Raw genomic sequence first — 22590 nt, forward strand, 5'->3', positions numbered from 1 at the left:
ACCCTAGCTTAAATAGATTTGGGAACATAAAGAGCGTGGACATTCAAATTGGGCGGGGAAAGGTAGCTCGCAGAGCCTACGGTATCGATGAAATTGCACTTGTTCCTGGTAGGAGAACACTCGATCCCAGTTTGGCAGACACAAGCTGGAGCATTGGCAATATTAAGCGAGAAATCCCGATTATTGCTAGTGCCATGGATGGCGTAGTGGATGTCCGCATGGCTGTGCGTTTGTCACAGCTAGGAGCATTGGGAGTCCTCAATTTGGAAGGCATCCAAACTCGCTACGCAGATCCAGAGCCAATTTTAGACCGCATTGCTTCGGTTGGTAAAGAGGAATTTGTTCCTTTAATGCAAGAATTGTATGCCGAACCCATTAAACCAGAACTTATAGAACAACGAATCAAGGAAATCAAAGAACAAGGGGGAATTGCCGCTGTAAGTGCTACACCTGCAGGGGCTAGCAAATACGGTTCTGTTGTTGCTCAAGCAGGAGCAGATCTCTTTTTTGTGCAAGCAACAGTTGTTTCAACTGCACACCTGTCTCCCGATTCAATTGTTCCGCTAGACTTGGCTAAATTCTGCCAGGAAATGCCAATACCTGTCATTTTGGGGAATTGTGTCACTTACGATGTTACCCTCAATTTGATGAAAGCAGGAGCCGCTGCTGTGCTGGTGGGAATTGGTCCTGGAGCTGCTTGTACTTCTCGCGGTGTTTTAGGTGTAGGTATTCCTCAAGCAACTGCAGTAGCAGACTGTGCGGCTGCGCGTGACGATTACTATCAAGAAACAGGCAAGTATGTACCTGTGATAGCTGATGGCGGTTTAATCACTGGTGGCGACATCTGTAAATGCATTGCCTGCGGTGCTGATGGAGTGATGATTGGATCTCCCTTCGCCAGAGCGGCTGAAGCTCCAGGGCGTGGATATCATTGGGGAATGGCAACACCCAGCCCAGTCCTCCCTCGCGGTACGCGCATTAAAGTCGGTACTACAGGTAGTTTAGAGCAGATTCTCCGAGGACCCGCACAATTGGATGATGGGACTCACAATCTTTTAGGGGCACTAAAGACTAGCATGGGTACCTTGGGAGCCAAAAATATTAAAGAAATGCAACAAGTCGATGTGGTCATTGCTCCTTCCCTGTTAACTGAAGGTAAGGTGTATCAGAAAGCCCAGCAACTGGGTATGGGTAAGTAGATAGTTGTTAGTTTTTAGTAGTTAGTTGTTGGATCTTAGTACATATGTACTATACAGCCGATCGCTAACTACTAACCAAATTTCAAACTACATCTGGAAAAATCTCATATGTCGCCTAGAATAGAAATAGCGGAGACGCATGTTTCCGTTCACTCCTCACACCACACTCCGCCCGGACTACCGTTCGGGCGGTTCCTTATGCGACTTTAGGATGAAGTTTTACTACTACTAAGCAAAAGTACACAGCACATTCCATTGCAGAGGTTTTTGCTATGGTAGAATTTTCAGCAAACTCAAACATAAGATAGGCAAAGGTCTTTAGGCATGTCAGCAGCCGCACAAGTTACAGACTCTACCTTTAAACAGGAAGTCCTAGATAGCGAGGTTCCTGTTCTAGTTGATTTTTGGGCCCCTTGGTGCGGACCCTGTCGCATGGTTGCTCCTGTTGTAGATGAGATTGCCAACCAATACGAAGGTCAATTGAAGGTAGTCAAAGTCAATACCGATGAAAATCCTAATGTTGCAAGTCAATATGGCATCCGCAGCATTCCCACGCTTATGATTTTTAAGGGTGGGCAAAAAGTTGATATGGTCGTCGGTGCTGTTCCTAAAACTACATTAGCTAACACTTTGGAGAAATATCTTTAAGGCGCTAGCAACAACAGGTCTATTGAGAGAACTTCGCGTTCTCAAACATAAACTAAATTTACGCCAATAAGCTAGAGAGGTTGCAATATACTGCACCTCTCGTTAAAACTTACGAAGCCCGTAATTTTTATTATGTTTTCATATAAGCGCCGACACTATGGTAGCTGGAGGCGCTTTTTCAATTCTGTATATTATACTGCATTTGCGGCAAAATCAACACTTATTATTTCTTGTGTGGTTTCTTCTGTCAGGACTGGCAGTAGCTGTTTCCATCACCTTTAAATTAAAGTAAATAGAAACTATAGCAATCCTAGTTGAACTGTGAGAAAATACTTAATAAATCTGGCTAAGATAGAGGTAAAATTTAATTCATTATCTAGCAATTAAAAATCCCAGCTATACAGGCGAAGCTTAACTCTGTGGATTATTTTAATAAAGTCCACGTAGGTGTACTTTGTTTGCACAGTGACGAATTATATTCGCCGAAGCCATCATAAATTTCTTAGGAATAATTTAGGATTGCTATATTTTTGATTCCACATTAAATTAATCTAGAATTAAAGCCATTTTGGCGAAACTTCTCATGACCTCATCTGAGTCGTTAGACACATTGGATTCTCTCCAGGCAGCTATCGCTGAATTATTTGAACACTTACCGACATCAAAAAATCGGCAGTATGTCACACAGGCACTATCTACCATAGTGCGTTTGGCAAAGAGTGAAATCGATCGCCTAGATTGGAAAATCTTATCAGCTGCCCTAGCTGATATGGAACGTGGTTTTGAGCTTTTTTATGCTTACCGACACGTTCGGAAAGTCACGATCTTTGGTTCGGCACGTTTATCCTCAGAAAGCCCGGAATACCGCATGGCTTATGATTTTGCTCGCTGTGTTTCTCAACTGGGGTTCATGGTGATGACGGGTGGCGGTGGTGGAATCATGCAAGCTGGGAATGAAGGTGCCGGAAGAGAAAATTCTTTTGGTCTAAACATTCAGTTACCCTTTGAGCAAACAGCAAACCCAGTTATTGAGGGAGATCCAAAACTCATTCACTTTAAGTATTTTTTTACCCGCAAGCTATTTCTGCTGAAAGAAAGCGATGCCATTGCCCTATTTCCCGGTGGTTTTGGCACTCAAGACGAAGCTTTTGAATGCATGACTTTGAGTCAGACAGGAAAATTTGGTCCGGTACCGGTGGTTTTAATCGACTTTCCTGGAGGCGATTACTGGCGATCTTGGAGCGAATACATCAACGAACAGCTGGTAAAAAAAGGTTTGGTGAGCCCTGACGATCCCAGTCTTTATACGGTAACAGACGATTTGGATGTGGCGTGTAACGCAATCACTGGCTTTTACCAAGTGTATCACTCCAGCCGTTATGTGAGCGATCGCTTAGTTATCCGTCTTAAATCAGAATTATCTGATGCTGAAGTCGAACAACTCAATGCTAAGTTTGGTGACATTTTAGTTAAGGGACGGATAGAAAAGAGCCAAGCATTACCTCAAGAAGCACAGGATGAAACCTTCAATCTACCTCGCCTTGTTTTGTACTTCAACCAAAGAGATTTAGGGAGAATGTATCAGCTGATTGCAACAATTAACCACATGGGTACTCCATCTCAAGAGGAGAAAGACCATCCAGAAAGGAAATAAACGCTATTTGTCAGGTAACTGAAGTACACAGTAATTGACATCTCCCCCGGTTGGAAACACGGGGGATTCTAAACTGTTGTTGCTACGGGGTCTTATAGACCCACTCCGCAACGTATACGAAATGATTTGGATAATCCCTTAAACAAATCAACTCGTCTTGGGAGTGTCAAGGCTCCCCTACCCACCTCGACCAGGTTCAAGCCTAGCTGTGTGGCTACTTTTTTGGCTATATTAGCTGCACCATTGCAATCCGCATTGATTAGCCATCCTTGAAAAGTTTTGTACAATCCGCGCTTTACCCTTTGACCTGACGGTTTCCATCCTGTGGGTTTTTCACCATGCTTGTAGAGGCTATCGTCATCTAGGTAAGACGCTTTAGAAGTGTATGCTTCCTCAGTAATTGTTAACTGTATTCCGTATTCTGGGCAAAGTTGCTTTAATCGTTCAATCAATCGTCCTGTGGGAATGAGCACAAAGTTCTGATTACCACGCTTCCCCATACTGGAACCACTTTTTTGACCATCGTTCCAACCGACAACAAGGTTCCCAACGCGATCGTTAAGGCACTGGTTAACAATGAATCTTGCTGCCTTGTTAACAGCATCACGCATTTGATTATTGCGCTGGCGTTGCACTCGGTCTAGGTTGCTATTCCAGTAGAAATCTGATTTACCTTGCTTGTACTTGGCAACCAAACGGGAATAACCTTGGTTCATTGCCTTAAGCTTACGACCATCAATAATTAAACTTTTTCCACGGGTCGAAACACCTGTTAGCCAGTTTGTACCACCGTGGTCAAATGACCAAGCTTGGGTGTAATCAAGGTGAGGGTTAACATCAATTGGTTGTTTACCATCATCAATCACCCAATCGATCCACACTTCACCAAGATAAGGACGTACTGTTACTTCCTTAACCCAATCTGAATCAATAAATTCTGGTATCGCTAAAGCAATCTCCGTTAGTAAATGAGGTTTTGTTTCTTTACTGATGGAAGGTTTGAAACAACCATCTTTGTAAGTAAGTGCTTGTCTTGGAAATGTGACAGCAGCAAGACCACCACGTTTTCTATATCTTGGCAACGAAGGTCTATCAACGTCGCCTTGATAATATTTTTTCACTAATCCGTTGTAACTGGTGATTGACTCCCCTACTGTTTTTAGCGTTTGCTGCGCTGACTGTGCAGCCATTGCTTTGTAATGTGGACTGTCTTTGAGAACTTTATCTAATTCAGGGTAAGTCGTGCTGCACTTGTACGTCTTCCACCCGTAGCGTAATTCGTCAGCGCGCCAGTAAGTTGTGAATGCATCACCTTGTTGTTCTAACCGACTGTAATGAGTTTGCTTAGTGTGATAAATTGCTGAATTAATCAGACTGTTAGCGTGTTCGCACTGATTAATCCAAAAGGCTAACTCTTCATCAGTAAATCTTGCTTTAATTGGTATTGTTCTGTACAACTTGTCATCACCTCCTGTTGTTAATTATCATTGCTACTACAACTAGCGTCAACAAACATTCAAGGAATGGCAAAACTTTCTCAAGAAGCGCAAACTTGCGGTGGACGGGTTCCCCGGCATAAGCAAAGTTTGCAAGAAGACTACGAATACAGACGGACTGAAAACTCCATATCGTCTATTAACTATCATTTTGTGTTTGTTCCAAAACGCCGTAAGCCAGTATTAACAGGAGATCTAGCGCACAGATTACAAGAGATTATCTTTGAACTCGTTACTGAGCATGGATGGAAACTGATTGCTCTGGAAATACAATCCGACCATGTACACTTCTTTGTCAACACTCCTACCCATGAGTCACCTGCTGATATTGCTAGATGGGTAAAAGGTCGAGCATCGCACCACTTAAGAAAAGAATTTCCAGAATTAAAAAAACTACCTGCTTTGTGGACTCCGACTTATTTTGTAGCGTCAACAGGTCAGGTCAGCACTGAGGTAGTTAAAAATTATATTGAAAATCAACGAGGAAAGTAGGAGAAACGTCGGACTAAAGTCCTGCGGGTCGCGTTTCATCCCCTCCTTAAAAGGTAGGGGTTCTCACGCTCCCGCTATCTTTTTGATAGGTAGGGGCGCAATGCCTTGCGCCCTTACAGCAATCTATACCTCATTTATTTGCAATCTACTGTAAGTTCAACAAAAATCGTCTATGGTGGATAATACCCCACCATAATACGACGTAGATTTCAACGCAAGTTAGCTGCCAACACGACCTTTTACTGCATGGAAAAAGCAAAAGCTTTGTTATCAGCTTCTATCAATTTACACGCTAACGTGTAATCTTGTCAATACTTTAATAGTATATTTGTTCATTTTTCTGTTTTGTACTTAAATCCAGCTTTCTCAGCTACCAGATTCAAGTGTTTTGATGTAGCACGAGTTGGTTCATATATTCCAGTTTCCCACTCGCTAACGGTTTGTTGGCGGACACCTAATTCCTCAGCCAATTCTGATTGTGTCAACCCCATCTTCAAACGTAATGCTTTAATTGAATCGCTATTCCACTTTGTAGTGTCTGTCACAGATTGAACTTTGTAGCCACTACTAGGCTTGCGAAACGTTACACGTTCTGTTTCTAAGTCAATTTCTCCAACAACGTATCCTGCGTTCATCCAAGCGGAAGCTTGTAATGCGCCTTTGCTGCGATTTCCCCACCAACGCCGTTGGGTTCGTGCTGTTTCTGGTAAACTGTTACTCATTAACGTCTCAATTTCTGCAAAAGTCAGGGTGATTTCTGTGCGATCGCTGTTTTGCAGGTATTCAAAAAGTGGTTGATACTTGCTCCCTCCTTTCATAATTAATGACTCCTTTCCCAAAATCATCCGCTCTACATTAATTGGCAGCAACACTAACAGCTAGCAGAAAGCTTAAACCAAACTGCACGGCGTCTTCTCAAAACCACCTTACAAGAATAGCAGCCACCAATTATGTAATTTTTTAGGAACACCCTTGTGGGACAGACGCCCGCCCCACAAGAGTGAAACTATTACACTTCGCTCAATACCCAATTAACGAGAGTACGAACACCAAAGCCAGTTGCACCCGGTCCGTTGTAGCCGTTTTCTTTGTCAGCCCAAACGGGACCTGCTACATCTAAGTGTGCCCAAGCAGCTGTATCTTTCACAAACTGCTTGAGGAATAAAGCAGCAGTGATGGAACCACCAGCACGCGGACCCGTGTTTTTCATATCAGCAATACCGGATTTCAGCCCTTCAAAGTACTTCTCTTCCATTGGCAATCGCCAAATCTTTTCCCCTGAAACTTCTGAAGCTTTTTCTAACTGGGTAGCCAAAGCATCATCAGGCGTAAATAAACCGGCAATGTCTTCTCCTAAGGCTACAACACAAGCCCCTGTAAGGGTTGCAAGATCGATAATTGCATCCACGCCTAATTTATCAGCAAAGACTAAAGCATCTGCTAAAGTCAAACGTCCTTCGGCATCGGTATTGTTTACCTCTATCGTCTTACCGTTGGAAGCCGTGAGGATGTCACCGGGATGCATTGCATGACCGCTGATCATATTTTCAGTGACAGCAGAAATAAAATGCACTTCTACATCTGGCTTGAGTTGACCGATGGCTTTAGCAGCGCCTAGAGTCGCTGCAGCACCACCCATGTCAATCTTCATGGTCTCAATGCCACTACCAGCACCTTTGATGTTAAGTCCGCCAGAGTCAAAGGTTAAACCTTTTCCTATAATCGCTAGCTTGCGTCTTGGCGTACCTTCTGGTTTGTAAGTGAGGTGAATAAATTTAGGTGGCAAGTCAGAAGCTTTTGCCACTCCCAAAAAAGCACCCATATTCAACTTTTCACAGTCTTCCTGCTCTAAAATTTCTAGCTGCAAACCGTGTTCGGAAGCAATTTGTGTAGCCGTTTCTGCCATAGTAATTGGTGTAACAGAGTTAGCTGGTGCTGCAACTAACTGCCGTGCTAAAAAGACACCAGAAGCGATTTGATTGGCACGGGTAATAGCCGCTTCCTGTCCTCCAAGCCCCAATAAATCCACCTGTTCAATTTGCGGGCTTTTATCCTCTGGCTCAGATTTAAAGCGATTGTCTTGATATAATGCTAGTTGAACTCCTTCGGCGATCGCTTGAGCGGTTTGTGCTTTGTCATTATTAAAAATTGGCAGATGAATTGCCAAAGTTTTGCATTTCTGCTTTTTAGCTGTCCTTGCTGCCGCCGCCGCCGCCCTTCTAAGAGTTTCCAGTTTTAAAGCTTCGGGTTTTCCCAAGCCAACAACAATCACTTTACGAACTGGGCTTTGGCTGCCAACTCGGATAGAAGAGCTGCTACCTTGTTTGCCTTTAAATTCTTCTTCGGCAATCAATTCTTTGATACTACCAGCCAACTTTTCATCTAAAGTGGCTAGTTCCCCTGTCAGTTCTACTGCATCTTCAAATAATCCAATCGCTAAACCGTCGCCAACCCACTCTAAAAGTGGGGTATTACTCCCTCGAATCTCCATTTTGTGTATTCTTTGTAATAGTTCTTGTACCAGTATTACGTAAAATTGTGAATCGCTAATTGCTAATTGCTAATTGCTAATTGTTAATTTTTTATTAGCCATCAGCCCTTCGGGTTCGCCAGCCGCCAGGGCGTGGGAAACCCGCCTGCAGCGCTGGACTCACCATTAGCCATTAACTAATTCTGCAACCACATTGGCAAGTTCATCCGGCATAACTGGTTTTGAGAGGTGTTTTTGGAAACCCGCAGCTAACGCTTCTTGCCGATCCCGGTCCCCGGCATAAGCTGTTAGCGCAATAGCCGGGATTTGTCCTCCCTTTTCGCTTGGCTGATTTCTAATTTGGCGAATTAAGCTATAACCGTCTGTTTCCGGCATACCAATGTCGCTTACTAGCACATCTGGATGGAAAGATGCTAGCATTTCCAATGCTGAATCAGCAGAGGTTGCCCCAGCTGCGATCGCACCACAGTCTTCTAAAGCATAGACTATAAAATCGCGAGAATCCCTCTCATCATCAACGACTAAAACTCTCACTCCTGTTAGGGGAAGGGAGTGGGTTGTCGAGACAAGCCATGGGGTATCTGTAGGGGAGAGGGGAATTTTACTTCTACTCCCTTCAAGAATTGGCAGTTTTACTGTAAATGTTGCCCCCTGTCCTTCTCCCGGACTGCTTGCAGTTACAGTTCCGCCATGAAGTTCTATCAAGTGACGCACAATTGCCAAACCCAACCCCAAACCACCATGTTTGCGAGTGGTAGAACCATCTGCTTGCCGAAAAGAATCAAACACGTAAGGTAGAAACTTAGAAGGAATACCTATACCTGTATCCTTGACTGTAATTCGGGCATATCCTGGGGATTGGGTGTCCCCCTTGTCCCCCACTCTTTCCAGCATGACTTCCACCTGTCCCCCCTGAGTTGTAAACTTGATTGCATTGGAGAGGAGATTCCAAACGATTTGCTGCAAACGATTGGGGTCACCCAAGACAAGGAATTTTGACTTGCCATGCCACTGCGTTGCTTGTGGGATAAGAGTGACTGTAGACGTTTCTTCTGTTAAAGCATTGGGTAGGGATTGGGGTTGTCTGTCTGTAATTTGAGTCTTGTGCGATCTACTTGTTGCAAATTCGCTTTGGTTCTCTAATTCTGAATCTAAAATAGAAAACTTGAGATCGATAGCTTTCGCCTGAGCTGCCAAACGCATGGTATCAATTGCAGCTTCAATTGCGGGAATTAAGTTTGTGGGTTGAGCACGCAGGGTTAATTTACCGCGAATAATGCGAGAGACATCCAATAAATCCTCAATAAGTTGAGTTTGTAGCTTGGCGTTGCGCTCAATCGTTTCTAGGGCGCGGGCAAGAGTTGCTTCATTGATTTCTCGGGTTCGCAGAATTTTTGACCACCCGAGAATGGCATTGAGGGGCGATCGCAATTCATGAGAAAGTACTGCCAAAAACTCATCTTTGATGCGGTTTGCCCTTTCCAATTCTTCTTTTTGCTGTTTTAATTCAGCTTCTGCTTGTTTGCGGGCGCGGCGTTCTTCAGCTTCTCGCATAGCCCGCCTAACTGAAGGTACAACACGTTCCAACCGTTGCTTGAGTACATAGTCAGTTGCACCGCTTTTGAGAGTTTCAATTGCTACCTCTTCTCCCATTGTTGCGGTTACAAAGATGAAAGGTACATCGGGCACCAAACGACGTGCCATCTCCAAAGCTGAAATGCCATCAAATGCAGGTAAGGAGTAATCTGAAAGAATCAGGTCAAAACTATCTTCTTCAAGTGCTTTCTGGAATTCAGCTTCTGTCTTTACCTGAACCAATTCACAAGAAATTCCGCCTTCAGTTAAGACGGCGTAGATAAGTTCAGTATCCAACAAGCTATCTTCCAGCAAGAGAAACCTGAGACCAGACATTGTTATGTTCCTGCAAATCCGTGAGTACTGCGTGCCGGAGGTATGGAACCTGGAGGCGGCTCATTAATGATTGCCCAAAATAATCCTAACCCTCTAATGACTTCAACAAATTCGTGAAAATCAATAGGCTTAACAACGTAAGCATTTGTGCCTAGTTCATAACAGCGAGTTAGATCTTGCTCTTCGCGTGAGGAAGTCAGCACAACTACTGGTACTACTCGCAACTCTGGATCGGCTTTGAGTTGTGTCAAAACTTCTAATCCATCAATTTTTGGTAGCTTAAGATCCAATAGTACCACAACAGGATGACCTTCGCGCCGCAATCGATACAAGCCACGGCGGTATAAGTAATCCAATGCTTCTTCACCGTCTCTGACAACAACAACTTCATTACCCAAATGGTTTTCTGCCAGTGAAGTCAGGATTAACTCAACGTCGTTAATGCTGTCTTCTACTAGGAGAATGCGCTTTAGTTCCATTGTTCGCTCTCTACTCTCCACTCGCTACTCCAAGCCCCCTTGGTAGCGCAAAATAAAAGGTTGTGACCTTGTCTATTTCACTTTCAGCCCAGACACGCCCACCGTGTCGGTAGACGATACGCTGGACGTTTGCCAATCCTACACCCGTACCCTCAAACTGAGGCTCGCTGTGCAAGCGTTGAAAAACTCCAAATAATTTGTGAACATATCGCATATCAAAACCAACACCGTTATCTCGCACGAAGAATACCACTTCTTGTTCCTCAGAGGTACTGCCTACAGTAATTTCTGCCAAGGAACGAGTTTTGCTATATTTAATGGCATTTTCTAACAAGTTACGGAGAACTAGTCTTAACATTGAAGGGTCACCATGTACTTGGGGTAGTGATTCTATTTGCCAAGAAATCTTACGGTTTTTCGTTTCTAGCAATAAATCGCGTTGTACCTCCCGTAAGAGTAAATTCATATCTACGTTGGTATACCGCATTTCAGAACGCCCCACACGGGAAAAAGTTAACAAATCATCAATCAATTTCCCTGCTTGTTTGGTAGCTTCGGTGATAATGTCAAGGTAACGTTGACTCGTTTCATCGAGCGATGTTCTTAGGAGCCGTTTTTGCAACAAGTCAACGAATCCGGTGATGTGCCTCAATGGTGCTCTTAAGTCATGAGAAACTGAATAAGAGAACGATTCAAGCTCCCTATTGGCAGATTCTAGCTGAGCAGTGCGTTGTTTGACTCTTTCTTCCAGAGTTTCGTTGATTTGCCGCATTTGGGCTTCCACTTGTTTGCGGTCTTCTATATCTATACAAGACCCGATGTAACCTAAAAACTCACCTTCTGGCGTAAATCTCGGTACACCAATATCTAAAAGCCAACGGTATTGCCCATCAAATCTTCTGAGGCGGTATTCCATTTGGAAAGTCAGACGCGCATCAAATGCACTCACATAAGTTTCCCAGCAATGCTGAAGATCGTCAGGATGTACGCCTTCTAACCAAGCATTGCCTAATTCCATCTCCATTGTTCGTCCGGTAAAATCCAACCAAGGCTTGTTAAAGTAGTGACAAAGTTTATCTGTACCGGACATCCAAACCATCACCGGAGCAGTATCTGTGACATGGCGAAAGCGTTTTTCGCTTTCTGTTAAGGCTGCTTGTGTTCTCTTGAGTTCGCTAATATTGAGAACAAATGAGATGGCTTCTTCCTGCTGTTCTCCAACTATAGTGCAGCCAACTAACACTGAAACGCGAGTGCCATCCTTTCGGATGTAAGCTTTTTCATAAGGGCTAGAGTTTCCTTTCACCCTTGCTTCGGCTAGCGCTGCTTCATCTAAGGAGAAAAACTCTGATGGTGTAAGGTCTTTCAAATCCAGCCTTTCTGTAAGAAAGTCTTTGCGAGTATAGCCAATTATGCTTAAAAATGCATCGTTGACCTCCTTCAGATGTCCGTGCATATCAGCACTGATAATGCCGATCGAATCTGATTCCACAAAGAACCGCAATCGGGATTCGCTTTTACGCAAGGCAACTTCTGCTTGTATGCGATCGTCAATATCCGTACAAGTTCCAAACCACTTAGTAACATTTCCTCTGCTGTCGCATAGTGGTACAGCTTGTACTACATGCCAGCGGTAAACCCCATCAAAACGTAAGAGACGATACTGCGCTTCTACTCGGTTTCCTGTCCTGAGTCCGGTTGTCCAACTCTCAAGGGCTGATGGTAAATCTTCAGGATGAACCACCTGTTGCCAATTCCATCCTAAAGTTTGATGAAGTTGCAAACCAGTGTAGTCCAGCCAACGCTGATTGAAGTACTCTATAAAGCCATCAGGTTGGCTAGTCCAAACTAATTGAGGAACGTTCTCAACCAGCAAACGATAGCTTTCTTCGCTCTCTCGCAGCGCCTTTTCTGCTTTGTGACGGGTGCTATCTAACTTATTAAGAAACTTGGCATTTTGCCAAATTAATCCTAAAAAAATTGCGTCTAGTAAAACGACAAGTAGCGATATGCCAAAAGCCGCATCATATCTGTTAGCCGTTTGTCCCACATTAATGAACCACCCCACTATCGGGGGCAGAATCAAAATAGTTGGTATCCACAAACGAGCGATCGCACCGCCATTGAATTCACTAGTAATTGTCCGCATAAAACCGGTATTCGGACGAATATACAACACTCCCACACAAAGCACCTCAAAAGTTAGTGCCGTATGTAACGCCATTGAGGTAGTATAAACGCCTAAATGGTAAAAGTTTCTCACTCCATAGATATAGCCCACTATTACTTGGAGAGATATTAAGACAACAACTATGCTTAAACCTTGAGCTAAGCAATCACTGCGATTTGTCCTTTGCCCCAACAACCACAGTGCAGCACCTACTAACACAAAATTGAGGGCAGTGTTTGCCCCCATTCTTCCGGGATGAGAAGTGTCTGTAGCTTCGGGCAAGTCTTTAAACAGCAGTTCGTCAATTCTTAAATTCCACCCAAATATATATTGACACAGAGTCAGCCAACCAATTAGTGAGAGTGCGATCGCTATTAAACGAGCAAAAAAGCTATATTTTCTCCTTTGTTCTTCCAACACAAACAGCCACAGCGAGACTCCAGCCAATAAAAAAGCGATCGCTGTATTTGCTTTCATAGTGACAAATCCAGGGAAAACACTCTTAAGCAGGGTAATATCGAGTGTCCAACCAATCAGCACAATACAGCCGACGACAACAGTAATGGCGCTTGTAACTTTTGAGATTATTCTTGTCGTGGTGAAGTTAGTCACGAGCCTTCACCTCAATTTTCAAATTATGTTTGCCAATATAGTATAGAGAAAACCTCATTTTAAACGTTGTATAAATCAAACAAAAGCAAGCCAACTCTTGCTAAAATCTACCTTAAGGCTGTTGGCAACACTTATTTAACAGACTTGAGATAGATTTTTTAAAAAAAGAATTAAATTTTTACAAGAACAAGATACCCGGCTTCTTCAAGAAGTCGGGTATCTTGTAAATTTCCAACATATTTTCACCCAACATTGACAAGCATTTGTTGGGTTTCATTTCAATCCAACCTACTGACCAACACCACTATCAACTAAAGACTTGATCCTATTAACATCAATATTAAATTTACTAGCAATTGCATTGATGATATTTTGTTCGGTAGATGTTATCTCATTTTGACTGCGAGCAATTCTGTAACATTGAGCCAAAACAGGTATGGCAAAATCTCTATTAAGTTGATTGGTGAGGGTATCTAAAGATTGTGGTGATTTAATATTTTGAGCAATAGTTTCTAATGAGTTAGGGCTCAAATGTAAAGCTTGCAACTCTGGCAAAATTTCTTCCCAATTTTTTTCTGGATAGCTAGCAAGAATCATGTGAACTAAGATTTGATCCATGACAGCTTCTTGGGCGATGGCTTTTTCCAGATAATTCTCACTTTCTTGCTTTAATTCTGCAAGCGTTTCCTCCGAAGAGAGGGATTTGGATATATCTATCTTTGTTTCATAAAATCGGCAAGCCGCATACCCTAATGAATAAATCATCGTTGCATTAGAACTAGCACCAATAACGGCTCCGGCAAAAGGAACATTTCTAAGCAAACCCAAACCTGCAGTCTTTAACAGACGACCGCCACCCAAAGCTAAACCAAAAATTGCCAGCACTTCACCTTTACGAGCGGGGTCTTTTAAATCTAATCCATAGGCAGCTGCAATTTGATAAACCATTTCCGATTGTAATTCTGTAGTGGCTGCTAAATCAATTGCTAAAAGTGCCGCCGCAAATCCTGGCAAAACACTAGTTGCCAATCCAATTCCCCCAGCCATTGCTGCTTTCTCAACCATAATGCGATGAGAAATTTGGCTGGGTGATTCGTTGGGGTGTTCTAGCTGTAATTTTTTAACTGCTGCTGCTGCTTTTTCCAAATTTACATTGTCAGATGCGCCAAGTAGCCAATTGAGATTTAAAACACCTGATAGTTTTCTAATCAGCCAGTTTTCACCAAGATAATTTGCGACTTGTCCGGCTGTATGGGTTGCTTGCTCGATCAAATTATGTGTTTGTTTGACTGCGGCTTCTCCTACTTCAGCAGCTGTTTCTGCAACTGCTTTGCTTGCTTCTACAGCGACACTGCTCGCCGCAGCACCTACTCCTACAGCTGTACCTACAGCACACCCTAGTGTTTCAGCAACGGATTCTAGTAAAGATGGTTTATCTTCTTTATCGTTCGTAGGGGGGTGGCTTTGTTGTTTTTTGTCTGCCATTTTTCACAACTTTCCCGATTCTAGAGACTATTGATGGTTGTAGCAAAGCTATGGTAACTTTGGCTTCTCTCCAGAAGGGGAAAATACTTTCTCAAGCAACCCAGTTTTCTAAGATTAAGCCTGGAATTTTTGACAACTTTCTTACATTGTTAGTCACTCAGGTAAGAGAGAGACTCATTGCTCGAGAGGAAATGAGTCAATCCATTGAACCAATAACAACACCTCTTTTTTCCAATTCTGCTCTATTTTGTTCGTAATATTTATGTTGCTGTTCAACATTTCTGTTCTAGAGAAATTAAAAACTAACTTATAGCTGCACGACTCTGTTTTATGCATAAACTTTTGTCAGTACCATATTCTAATGCGCTTCAACCATTGGAACACTGGGGGATAAAAAATTTTGCTCCCTCATAATTTCATAAAGGTTAATATCTGCTTCTAACAAGCAGGCGTGTCCGCAATTCGGAAGCACTAACATTTTGGCATTGGGTAAAAGGTTTGTTAAACGTGTTGCTTCTTCTAGGGAGGGCAAAAGTTTATCTTGAGAACCAGCGATGACTAAAACGGGTTGAGTGAGACTGCGTAGTTGAGCTTCATCAATAGAAAATTCTCTAAGTAAGGAAATTCTCCACAGGACGGTTTGTGGCGGTACATAGCGTATGGTTTTGACAAGTTCGTGTCTGTCAGTTCGGGAAATACGTGGCAAATTAGCTAAGAACGGTAACAAGACCAATCCACCGAGATCGTAAAGACATGATGGAACTAGGGATGTCAGTTGAGATGCCCAACTTAACAACGGTCGCAGATGAAAGGCACTTGCGGAGTTAATAAGAACAATTCTTTTAAAGAGTTTGGGTGCTTTTAGAGCAACTTTCTGCGCTAGACAACCTCCAAAGGACTCTCCACACAAGTACACTTCTCGACAGGCACTTTTTTCCAATTCTGCATGAATTAAGTCCAAGACGTTGTCACTCAGAGCATCCCAACTTGTTAAATCATCTCTTGGAATTGCCAAACACCGGACATCAAAGCCCGCTTCTAATCCCGCTGTTTGCGAGCGCAAAAGCTGACCTGTTCCATCCATACCTGGTAAATAAACAAACAACGGCAATGCTGGCTGTAGCCGTTTGGGAGTTAGGAAGCAAGGTTTGAGTTCTACTTTGGGACTGGTCATTGGTCGATGGTCAGCGCTCGTTTGACAAAGAACTTTTGATTCTAATAAGAACCTTCACGTAATAATTGAGTAATTTCAGAATGGCAGTGTTCCGTCAATTCTGTCACTACAGTTTTTGCTTTTTTCCCTTGATATTTTTCTTTCTGAGGTGAGTTAATCCAATAAGGTTGACCGATCAGTACGGCAACTCGACGATAGGTAACCAAAGGATGCCAACCCGATTGATTAAATAAAGGTTCTGAAGGATCGAACAAACTGAGTAATCTCAGGGGTACAGCAGATGTATTAACTTCTTCAAGGGAAGCTATGGCAATTGGCAAAACGGCTAAATCCGGTACTTGCGATCGCAATGCCAAATGGGCAAAACCTCTCTGAAATTCCCCTATACTATTGGGTTGGGTAAATTTCACCATCGGTTCTGTACCTTCAGGAAACACTCCTACCAATTGCTTTGACTGTAACAGAATTTGTGCCTGATGAAAAAAGCTTTGCTGACGCTGTTGATTGGCTTCTAGTGGAAAGCACCCTAATTGACCCGTCACAATCTCCCTCATGATCGGGACTTGTCCCATGTAGTGATGACAGGCAAAGCGGATTGGGCTTGATAGGGCTGCCATCAAAAGAGGTGCATCCATAAAGCTGCGGTGATTGCTCACTACTAACACACTGGCGTCTTGAGGAATGCGATCCTCATAGTAGCGAAATATTTTAGTTGATAGTGCCGCCAGTAACCAACGAGAAATCTCAAGGGGGCTCTTCATCTTTTTACTTTTTGCAGCTTATCTTGACTGTAATTTTACATTTCTTAACTGAGAAGGACGACTGCCTTAAGGTAGAAATGTCATATCAATATGCACAAAGGAAAATCCTTATGAAGACGTGAGTTTGCATATCTAGTACTTGAAAATTGCATAAAAATTTTCTATTAATTCTCAGTAAAGATTCTCTTTTTTTTAGAGAAATTTATTGAGTTTATAGCTGATTTGAAAATAAAGATTGAGTATTGGAGACATCAGGACTGGGAAGTCAATTCCCAACTGCCAACAGCCAATCGCTTTTTCAACCATCCTTGGTATCCGTTGTTTGCCTGGAGCTACTGGTGAATCACTTTAGAACTTAAGAGATTTGCTAATATTAAAATGTGGCTTGAAAAAATAGTAGTTATGTAATATAATTACGTGGTTTTGCCTAAAGAAGTAAGATAGAAAACAAAACATATTTTTAACAACTCCTTTTTACTCTGCATGAATCAAGTAAATAAAACAGAAAAGACGTTTGCACTCACAACACCGTTGTACTATGTAAACGATTTACCTCACATTGGCAGTGCTTACACAACGATGGCAGCAGATACGGTGGTAAGATTTCAGAGACTGCTGGGGCATCGTGCTTTGCTGATTACAGGTACAGACGAACACGGACAAAAAATTCAGCGGACAGCAGAAAGCAAAGGGCTTGAGCCCCAACGCTTTTCCGATGAAATGTCTCTTGGGTTTGTTTCTTTGTGGAAATTGCTCGATATTCAGTACGATCGCTTTATTCGGACAACCTCTCCTCGCCACGAAGTCATTGTTAAAGAGTTTTTCCAGAGAGTATGGAATTCGGGTGACATTTACCAAGGACAACAAAAAGGTTGGTACTGCGTATCTTGTGAGGAATTTAAAGAAGAGCGAGAATTGTTAGAGGGTCACCGCTGTCCCATTCATACAAACAAAGAGGTGGAGTGGCGGGATGAGCAAAACTATTTCTTCCGCTTATCCAAATATCAAACTCAATTACAAGCACTTTACGAATCCCAACCGGATTTTATCCAACCGGAAAGTCGGCGAAAAGAAGTTCTGAATTTTGTCGAGGGTGGTTTGCAGGACTTCTCGATTTCACGTATTAATGTGGACTGGGGTTTTCCAGTACCATCTGACCCCAAACATACCCTTTATGTCTGGTTTGATGCTTTATTGGGTTACGTAACTGCACTGCTAGAACCCGAAGATGAACCAACTTTAGAGAATGCTACAGCCAAATGGTGGCCGATAAATTTACATCTGATTGGTAAAGATATTCTGCGATTTCATGCAGTATATTGGCCTGCAATGCTCATGTCAGGGGGTTTGCCTTTACCGGAGAAAGTCTTTGGACACGGTTTTTTGACTAAAGACGGTCAGAAAATGGGTAAATCTTTGGGTAACACTCTCGATCCGGTGGCACTGGTTGAGCGTTATGGTAGTGATGCAGTTCGTTATTACTTTCTTAAGGAAATCGAATTCGGCAAGGATGGCGACTTTAATGAAAGTAGATTCATTAATATTCTAAATGCAGATTTAGCCAATGATTTAGGTAATTTGTTAAACCGCACTTTGAATATGGTGAAGAAATACTGTGCCGGAAATCTTCCGCCAGTAGCGAATGATGATATATCGTCAGATCATCCGTTGAAATCCATCGGTTTGCATCTTGGAGAACAAGTCCGCAAGGCTTATGAATCACTTGCTTTCAATCAAGCTTGCGAGGCTGTACTTCTGCTAGTGCAAGCTAGCAATAAGTTTATTGATGAACAAGCTCCTTGGTCGTTATATAAACAAGGGCAGCAACAAGCAGTAGAACAAGTGCTTTATGCAGTCCTTGAATCAGTGAGACTAGCTGCCTATCTTCTATCTCCTATTATTCCAAGTATTAGTAGCGATATATACCAGCAACTGGGCTTTGGAATAGATTTTAACGAACAAATAAAAACTTCAATAGCGGCTCCTTTTTCAATTCATGGAACATGGGGTGTACTCTCAGCCCAACAAAAGCTGGGTGAACCACAACCGATCTTTAAGCGCATAGAACTACCTAAAAACAATTAATTGTTTCAAGTTTCTTTTTCTAATTTGTCGGGACTAAATTTATTAGTCCTGAACAATTATCATAAACCACTCTATCTTGATATCTGGAAAATTAAGTATCAATTATTACATTGGATAAAAAAGAGGTATGACAACAATGTTGAATAATTTGGAAAACGACTCAATATTCACACCGGAACAAGTTTTGGAAAATCGGGGTCGTGTAGCTATATTTATAGATGGCTCAAATTTATTTTATGCTGCACTACAACTGGGAATTGAAATTGATTACACAAAACTTCTATCGAGACTAACAGGAGGTTCTAGACTCCTGCGGGCTTTTTTCTATACCGGAGTAGACAGAACTAACGAAAAGCAACAAGGTTTTTTATTGTGGATGCGACGGAACGGTTACAGAGTCATTGCTAAAGATTTAGTACAGCTACCGGATGGCTCGAAAAAAGCTAACTTAGATGTAGAAATAGCTGTGGATATGATGGCTCTCGTAGACTCATATGATACAGCAGTGCTGGTCAGTGGGGATGGGGATCTGGCATATGCAGTGAATTCTGTGAGTTACCGTGGTGTAAGAGTAGAAGTAGTGAGCTTGCGATCGATGACGAGTGATAGCTTAATTAATGTGAGCGATCGCTATATTGATTTAGAAGCAGTCAAAGAAGATATTCAAAAAACACCGCGCCAAAGTTATCCTTACCGACCATTATCAGCAGGTATGGGTTTTTTGGAAGAACCTAGAGAGAGTGACACTCACTTGGAAATTCAAGAGCAGTAATGAATCAAAAAGACAATAGACAAAGTGAGACAAGGGGGACAAGGGAGACCAGGGGGAATTTTCTCCCTCACTCCCTCACTCCCTCACTCCCTCACTCCCTCACTTCCCCGCTATCCCCGGTGGGGACCTTGAATCCCCCCATCTTTCTCTTCCTCCTTTGGCTCATAACAATTAGCCTATCCGCCTGTGGGGGAGGAGAGTCTAACGTGGTCAACAAACCCCCCATCCAGAACCCTCCATCAAATGCTAAAGAAAGTAACTTGACTTTTATTGGTGTTTCCCTACTGCAAGCAGATGAGCTGGGACGACCTATTTGGAAAGTGATTGCCAAACAAGCAAAATATACAAAAGATAAGCAAATTGGTGAAGCGGAAAGCCCTTACGGGGAACTGTATCAAGACGGTAAAGTAGTATATCAAGTACAAGCACAGCAAGCAGATATTGAACAAGATGGCAAGAAACTCTTTTTGAAAGGAAAAATTGTTGCCACAGATCCTCTCAACGGTGTAGTGTTGCAAGGTAACGAATTGGAGTGGCGACCTAAAGAAGATTTGCTAATTGTTCGTAACAACATTCACGGAACTCACAAGCAACTTCAAGCAGTAGCACAGGAAGCACGAGTGAAAACCCGCGAACAGCGCGTGGATTTTTCTGGGGGAGTCATAGCACAATCAGTCGATCCGGTTATGCAAATGCGAACCGAGCATTTGATTTGGAAAGTCAAAGAGGAAAAACTGATAGGCGATCGTCCCATGCAAATCAACCGCTATAAAAACAATCAAGTGACCGACCGTGGAAGAGGAGATTCTGCGGAAGTTAATTTAAAAACCAAGATTGCTACTGTTAGAAAAAATGCTCAAATAGAATTACTAGACCCACCCCTACAAGTAGCTAGTAATGAAATGACTTGGAATCTAAACACGGAAATTGTGAACGCAAACGCTCCCGTACAGGTATTCCATAGGGAAGAAAATGTGAGAGTCACAGCTAACAGAGGAGAGATGAAGATAAAAGAAAAAACAGTTTATCTAGCAGGAGATGTTTACGCTGTTGGGGAACGCCGTCAATCGCTAAAATCTAACAATCTTACTTGGTATCTTGATAAGAAATTAGTTGAAGGACAGGGTGATGTTGTTTACCGACAAATCGATCCCCCTTTAGCTTTCAAGGGTCAACAGGCAATTGGTAATATTCAAACAGAAACGATTGAAGTTAAAGGTGGTAACTCAAGCGACAAAGTGGTGACAGAAATTATTCCAAAAGAGTTAAAGAGTAATTAGCTAAGGGCTAATAGCTAATAGCTAATGGTTAATACTAAGATGAACAATTAGCAATTAGCTATTAGCTATTAGCCACCATACACCATTTCATTCCGATTGGCTGCACCATATTGAGGTAACGTACTGGTGGCTGTATGGGGAGTTAAACTCGCGGGGATGGTTGGAGCGACTTGTAATTGCTTGACAAGGGTTTGTAAGAGTTGATCTTGTCCGGCGCGAAAAGCAGGTACGGTATAACCGCGATTGATAATGGCAAACCAAACCAAACCGCGATCGCGTGTCGGTACCACTCCCGCTAAAGCACTGACATCCCTCAAAGTACCGGTTTTTATGACAGTGGCTGCAGGAAGATGTCTCGAATGCAGTGTTCCACGATTGTCAAACCCCGCAGTAGGAAAGAAATCAGCTACAGTGAGTTGGTGGGCAAAAGCTTCCTTTTGAATTGCCATTAACATAGCACAAGCAGCTCTGGGAGAAATGCGGTTCTCTTGTCCGAGCCCAGAACCGTTAATTAATTGAATTTCCGATTGCGGCACTCTTGCTAGTTTTGCGGCTTTTAATTGTACAATATGTGCTCCCCCAACGGCCTCTGCTAACATTTCTGCCATTTCATTATTGCTGAAAACGTTCATTTCCTTGATGATTTGTCTTAAGGGCAGCGAACGATGACGCAATAATAGGGTTTGTTGGGGATTTTGGGACAGAGCAATATTTTGCGTTGCTAATTTTACCTGTCCGGCTACAGCCACTTGCGGTTTGAGAGTCCCTTTAGGCATCAGTGAATGTTGGAAAGATAAAGCACGAGACCAGGTGGCAGAATTGATCGCTTGTCTGAGCATTTGACCTGCAATCTGGGGATTGCGCTGAAAATTCATAGCAAAATTGCCATTAATTATCAAATTTCCCGTGACACGTTTGATACCCATTTGGTTGAGGCTGTTACCTAGAGCGATCGCTTCTTCCCAAACAAATAAAGGATCTCCGCCGCTCGTTAGGATTAAATCACCTTGTAAGACTCCGTTTTTGACCGAGCCTGTGGTACTGACTAATGTTTGAAATTGATGGTTTGGTCCAAAAGTCGTTAGGGCTGCTAAAGAAGTAGCGATTTTAGTTAAGGAAGCAGCGCTTAGAGGTGTTGTACCCTGATGGTTAGCCATCAAGATAGGTCCTGACTGAAGCCAAATCCCTTGATGTTGTGTTTGCTCTGGTGTTGTGACGAGTTTTAATGTTTGCAGTCCCTTCAGATATTGCTGCACAATGGTACTGCCAGATGGATTTGGATCGGGGGCAAGAACTAAGCCAGGGCTACTTTGCCAAGCTAGTACATCCAATACATCTGTAGGTTTAACTTGTACACCTGCCATCTCTAGCCAAATGGAAATTAACCCTGAACTAAATAATTCCAGCATCCGTTTTCCTTCGTTCTATATGCTAGTTAAGATTACGTAAATTTACTATTTGCTTGCTCTTGCTATGTACTGAGCCATAATAACCGCTGATGTTTCATTGCGGAAGTGGTTTGGATAACACAATTTTTGTAGGCAGCAGAACCCTATCATTTGTATTTTCCGATCTTTAGGGTTCCCATCTTACACTTTTTAATGAAAAAGGATGAAGGATGAAAAATTTATACTTCACACTTCATCCCACCCTACTCTACTCTTTAAAAAGCTGCCCGCGTGGATCTACACACTTGAGCTATGGACTCGATTTTATCTATCTGATATTTTCCCACAGCTAACTTCTCGATCAGGCAATTTTTTGATTTTGGTCAATGGGGATTGGAAAATGCGGAACTCCCACAAAGTGGGGATTAGTGGCAATCGCGATTGTGAAAAGCTTTTTCACGTGCAATTGCCCAGTCATAACCCTATCCTTAAG

General features: G+C 42.7%; 17 protein-coding genes. 7 read left to right on the forward strand and 10 right to left on the reverse strand.

The features are described from left to right. Nucleotides 1-35 precede the first annotated feature (35 nt). The 3 genes from AB0756_RS21775 (at nt 36) to AB0756_RS21785 (ending at nt 3501) form a co-directional block, all read left to right on the forward strand. On the forward strand, nt 36-1199 hold the full coding sequence (locus tag AB0756_RS21775) for a GuaB3 family IMP dehydrogenase-related protein (RefSeq protein WP_038084508.1): 1164 nt from the start codon (nt 36-38) through the stop codon (nt 1197-1199). Between the two features lie 324 nt (nt 1200-1523). Then, nucleotides 1524-1847 carry a thioredoxin gene (gene trxA / locus AB0756_RS21780; protein WP_038084506.1) on the forward strand — a complete coding sequence of 108 codons (324 nt, stop codon included), beginning with the start codon at nt 1524-1526 and terminating at the stop codon, nt 1845-1847. A 583-nt stretch (nt 1848-2430) separates the two neighbouring features. After that, a complete protein-coding gene (locus AB0756_RS21785) occupies nt 2431-3501 on the forward strand; it encodes an LOG family protein (RefSeq protein WP_038084504.1) in 1071 nt (356 codons plus the stop codon). A 92-nt stretch (nt 3502-3593) separates the two neighbouring features. Here the strand turns inward: AB0756_RS21785 and AB0756_RS21790 are convergent, their stop codons facing one another. Continuing rightward, nucleotides 3594-4958 (reverse strand): RNA-guided endonuclease InsQ/TnpB family protein, encoded by a 1365-nt coding sequence (locus AB0756_RS21790; protein WP_038084502.1) that lies wholly within the window; start codon nt 4956-4958, stop codon nt 3594-3596. 66 nt (nt 4959-5024) lie between these two features. Here AB0756_RS21790 and tnpA point away from each other — a divergent pair, with 66 nt between their 5' ends. Then, nucleotides 5025-5489, forward strand: a complete 465-nt coding sequence (gene tnpA / locus AB0756_RS21795) for an IS200/IS605 family transposase (RefSeq protein WP_237265948.1) — start codon at nt 5025-5027, stop codon at nt 5487-5489. Nucleotides 5490-5821: 332 nt separating this feature from the next. Here tnpA and AB0756_RS21800 read toward each other — a convergent pair whose 3' ends face one another. From AB0756_RS21800 to AB0756_RS21835, 8 genes are all read right to left on the reverse strand, one after another. Further along, nucleotides 5822-6307: a helix-turn-helix domain-containing protein gene (locus AB0756_RS21800; RefSeq protein ID WP_038084531.1), complete on the reverse strand. Its 486-nt coding sequence runs from the start codon at nt 6305-6307 to the stop codon at nt 5822-5824. A gap of 191 nt (nt 6308-6498) precedes the next feature. Then, complete coding sequence (locus AB0756_RS21805; protein ID WP_038084500.1) at nt 6499-7980, reverse strand: leucyl aminopeptidase; 1482 nt, start codon at nt 7978-7980, stop codon at nt 6499-6501. Between the two features lie 165 nt (nt 7981-8145). Next, complete coding sequence (locus tag AB0756_RS21810; protein WP_050046823.1) at nt 8146-9891, reverse strand: ATP-binding response regulator; 1746 nt, start codon at nt 9889-9891, stop codon at nt 8146-8148. 2 nt (nt 9892-9893) lie between these two features. Then, nucleotides 9894-10370: a response regulator gene (locus AB0756_RS21815; RefSeq protein ID WP_038084497.1), complete on the reverse strand. Its 477-nt coding sequence runs from the start codon at nt 10368-10370 to the stop codon at nt 9894-9896. A gap of 10 nt (nt 10371-10380) precedes the next feature. Beyond that, entirely contained in the window at nt 10381-13152 is a 2772-nt protein-coding gene (locus tag AB0756_RS21820; protein WP_038084495.1) for a PAS domain-containing sensor histidine kinase, read from the reverse strand. A gap of 288 nt (nt 13153-13440) precedes the next feature. Then, nucleotides 13441-14637 (reverse strand): EcsC family protein, encoded by a 1197-nt coding sequence (locus AB0756_RS21825; RefSeq protein WP_038084493.1) that lies wholly within the window; start codon nt 14635-14637, stop codon nt 13441-13443. 358 nt (nt 14638-14995) lie between these two features. After that, nucleotides 14996-15811, reverse strand: a complete 816-nt coding sequence (locus AB0756_RS21830) for an alpha/beta fold hydrolase (protein ID WP_038084491.1) — start codon at nt 15809-15811, stop codon at nt 14996-14998. Nucleotides 15812-15852: 41 nt separating this feature from the next. Beyond that, complete coding sequence (locus AB0756_RS21835) at nt 15853-16572, reverse strand: lysophospholipid acyltransferase family protein (RefSeq protein WP_038084488.1); 720 nt, start codon at nt 16570-16572, stop codon at nt 15853-15855. Between the two features lie 483 nt (nt 16573-17055). Between AB0756_RS21835 and metG the strand changes: the two genes are divergently transcribed. The 3 genes from metG to lptC all read left to right on the forward strand — a co-directional run bounded on the left by metG (nt 17056) and on the right by lptC (nt 20709). Continuing rightward, nucleotides 17056-18657 (forward strand): methionine--tRNA ligase, encoded by a 1602-nt coding sequence (metG, locus tag AB0756_RS21840; protein WP_038084485.1) that lies wholly within the window; start codon nt 17056-17058, stop codon nt 18655-18657. Nucleotides 18658-18793: 136 nt separating this feature from the next. Further along, on the forward strand, nt 18794-19429 hold the full coding sequence (locus AB0756_RS21845) for a LabA-like NYN domain-containing protein (RefSeq protein ID WP_038084483.1): 636 nt from the start codon (nt 18794-18796) through the stop codon (nt 19427-19429). Next, nucleotides 19429-20709 (forward strand): LPS export ABC transporter periplasmic protein LptC, encoded by a 1281-nt coding sequence (gene lptC / locus AB0756_RS21850; RefSeq protein WP_202048658.1) that lies wholly within the window; start codon nt 19429-19431, stop codon nt 20707-20709. Before AB0756_RS21845 ends, lptC begins: the two co-directional genes overlap by 1 nt. A gap of 68 nt (nt 20710-20777) precedes the next feature. On the opposite strand, the gene AB0756_RS21855 is transcribed toward lptC, so the two are convergent. Further along, entirely contained in the window at nt 20778-22118 is a 1341-nt protein-coding gene (locus AB0756_RS21855) for a D-alanyl-D-alanine carboxypeptidase (protein WP_038081207.1), read from the reverse strand. Nucleotides 22119-22590 lie beyond the last annotated feature (472 nt).

Origin of the sequence: Tolypothrix campylonemoides VB511288_2, assembly GCF_045999855.1 — a bacterium.
Taxonomy (GTDB): domain Bacteria; phylum Cyanobacteriota; class Cyanobacteriia; order Cyanobacteriales; family Nostocaceae; genus Scytonema; species Scytonema bouteillei_A.

Excerpts from the sequence above, each read along its gene's own strand:
- trxA (WP_038084506.1), top strand. The coding sequence starts at position 1,524 with ATGTCAGCAGCCGCACAAGTTACAGACTCTACCTTTAAACAGGAAGTC.
- AB0756_RS21785 (WP_038084504.1), top strand. The coding sequence starts at position 2,431 with ATGACCTCATCTGAGTCGTTAGACACATTGGATTCTCTCCAGGCAGCT.
- tnpA (WP_237265948.1), top strand. The coding sequence starts at position 5,025 with ATGGCAAAACTTTCTCAAGAAGCGCAAACTTGCGGTGGACGGGTTCCC.
- AB0756_RS21800 (WP_038084531.1), bottom strand. The coding sequence starts at position 6,307 with ATGAAAGGAGGGAGCAAGTATCAACCACTTTTTGAATACCTGCAAAAC.
- AB0756_RS21805 (WP_038084500.1), bottom strand. The coding sequence starts at position 7,980 with ATGGAGATTCGAGGGAGTAATACCCCACTTTTAGAGTGGGTTGGCGAC.
- AB0756_RS21810 (WP_050046823.1), bottom strand. The coding sequence starts at position 9,891 with ATGTCTGGTCTCAGGTTTCTCTTGCTGGAAGATAGCTTGTTGGATACT.
- AB0756_RS21815 (WP_038084497.1), bottom strand. The coding sequence starts at position 10,370 with ATGGAACTAAAGCGCATTCTCCTAGTAGAAGACAGCATTAACGACGTT.
- AB0756_RS21825 (WP_038084493.1), bottom strand. The coding sequence starts at position 14,637 with ATGGCAGACAAAAAACAACAAAGCCACCCCCCTACGAACGATAAAGAA.
- AB0756_RS21830 (WP_038084491.1), bottom strand. The coding sequence starts at position 15,811 with ATGACCAGTCCCAAAGTAGAACTCAAACCTTGCTTCCTAACTCCCAAA.
- AB0756_RS21835 (WP_038084488.1), bottom strand. The coding sequence starts at position 16,572 with ATGAAGAGCCCCCTTGAGATTTCTCGTTGGTTACTGGCGGCACTATCA.
- metG (WP_038084485.1), top strand. The coding sequence starts at position 17,056 with ATGAATCAAGTAAATAAAACAGAAAAGACGTTTGCACTCACAACACCG.
- AB0756_RS21845 (WP_038084483.1), top strand. The coding sequence starts at position 18,794 with ATGTTGAATAATTTGGAAAACGACTCAATATTCACACCGGAACAAGTT.
- lptC (WP_202048658.1), top strand. The coding sequence starts at position 19,429 with ATGAATCAAAAAGACAATAGACAAAGTGAGACAAGGGGGACAAGGGAG.
- AB0756_RS21855 (WP_038081207.1), bottom strand. The coding sequence starts at position 22,118 with ATGCTGGAATTATTTAGTTCAGGGTTAATTTCCATTTGGCTAGAGATG.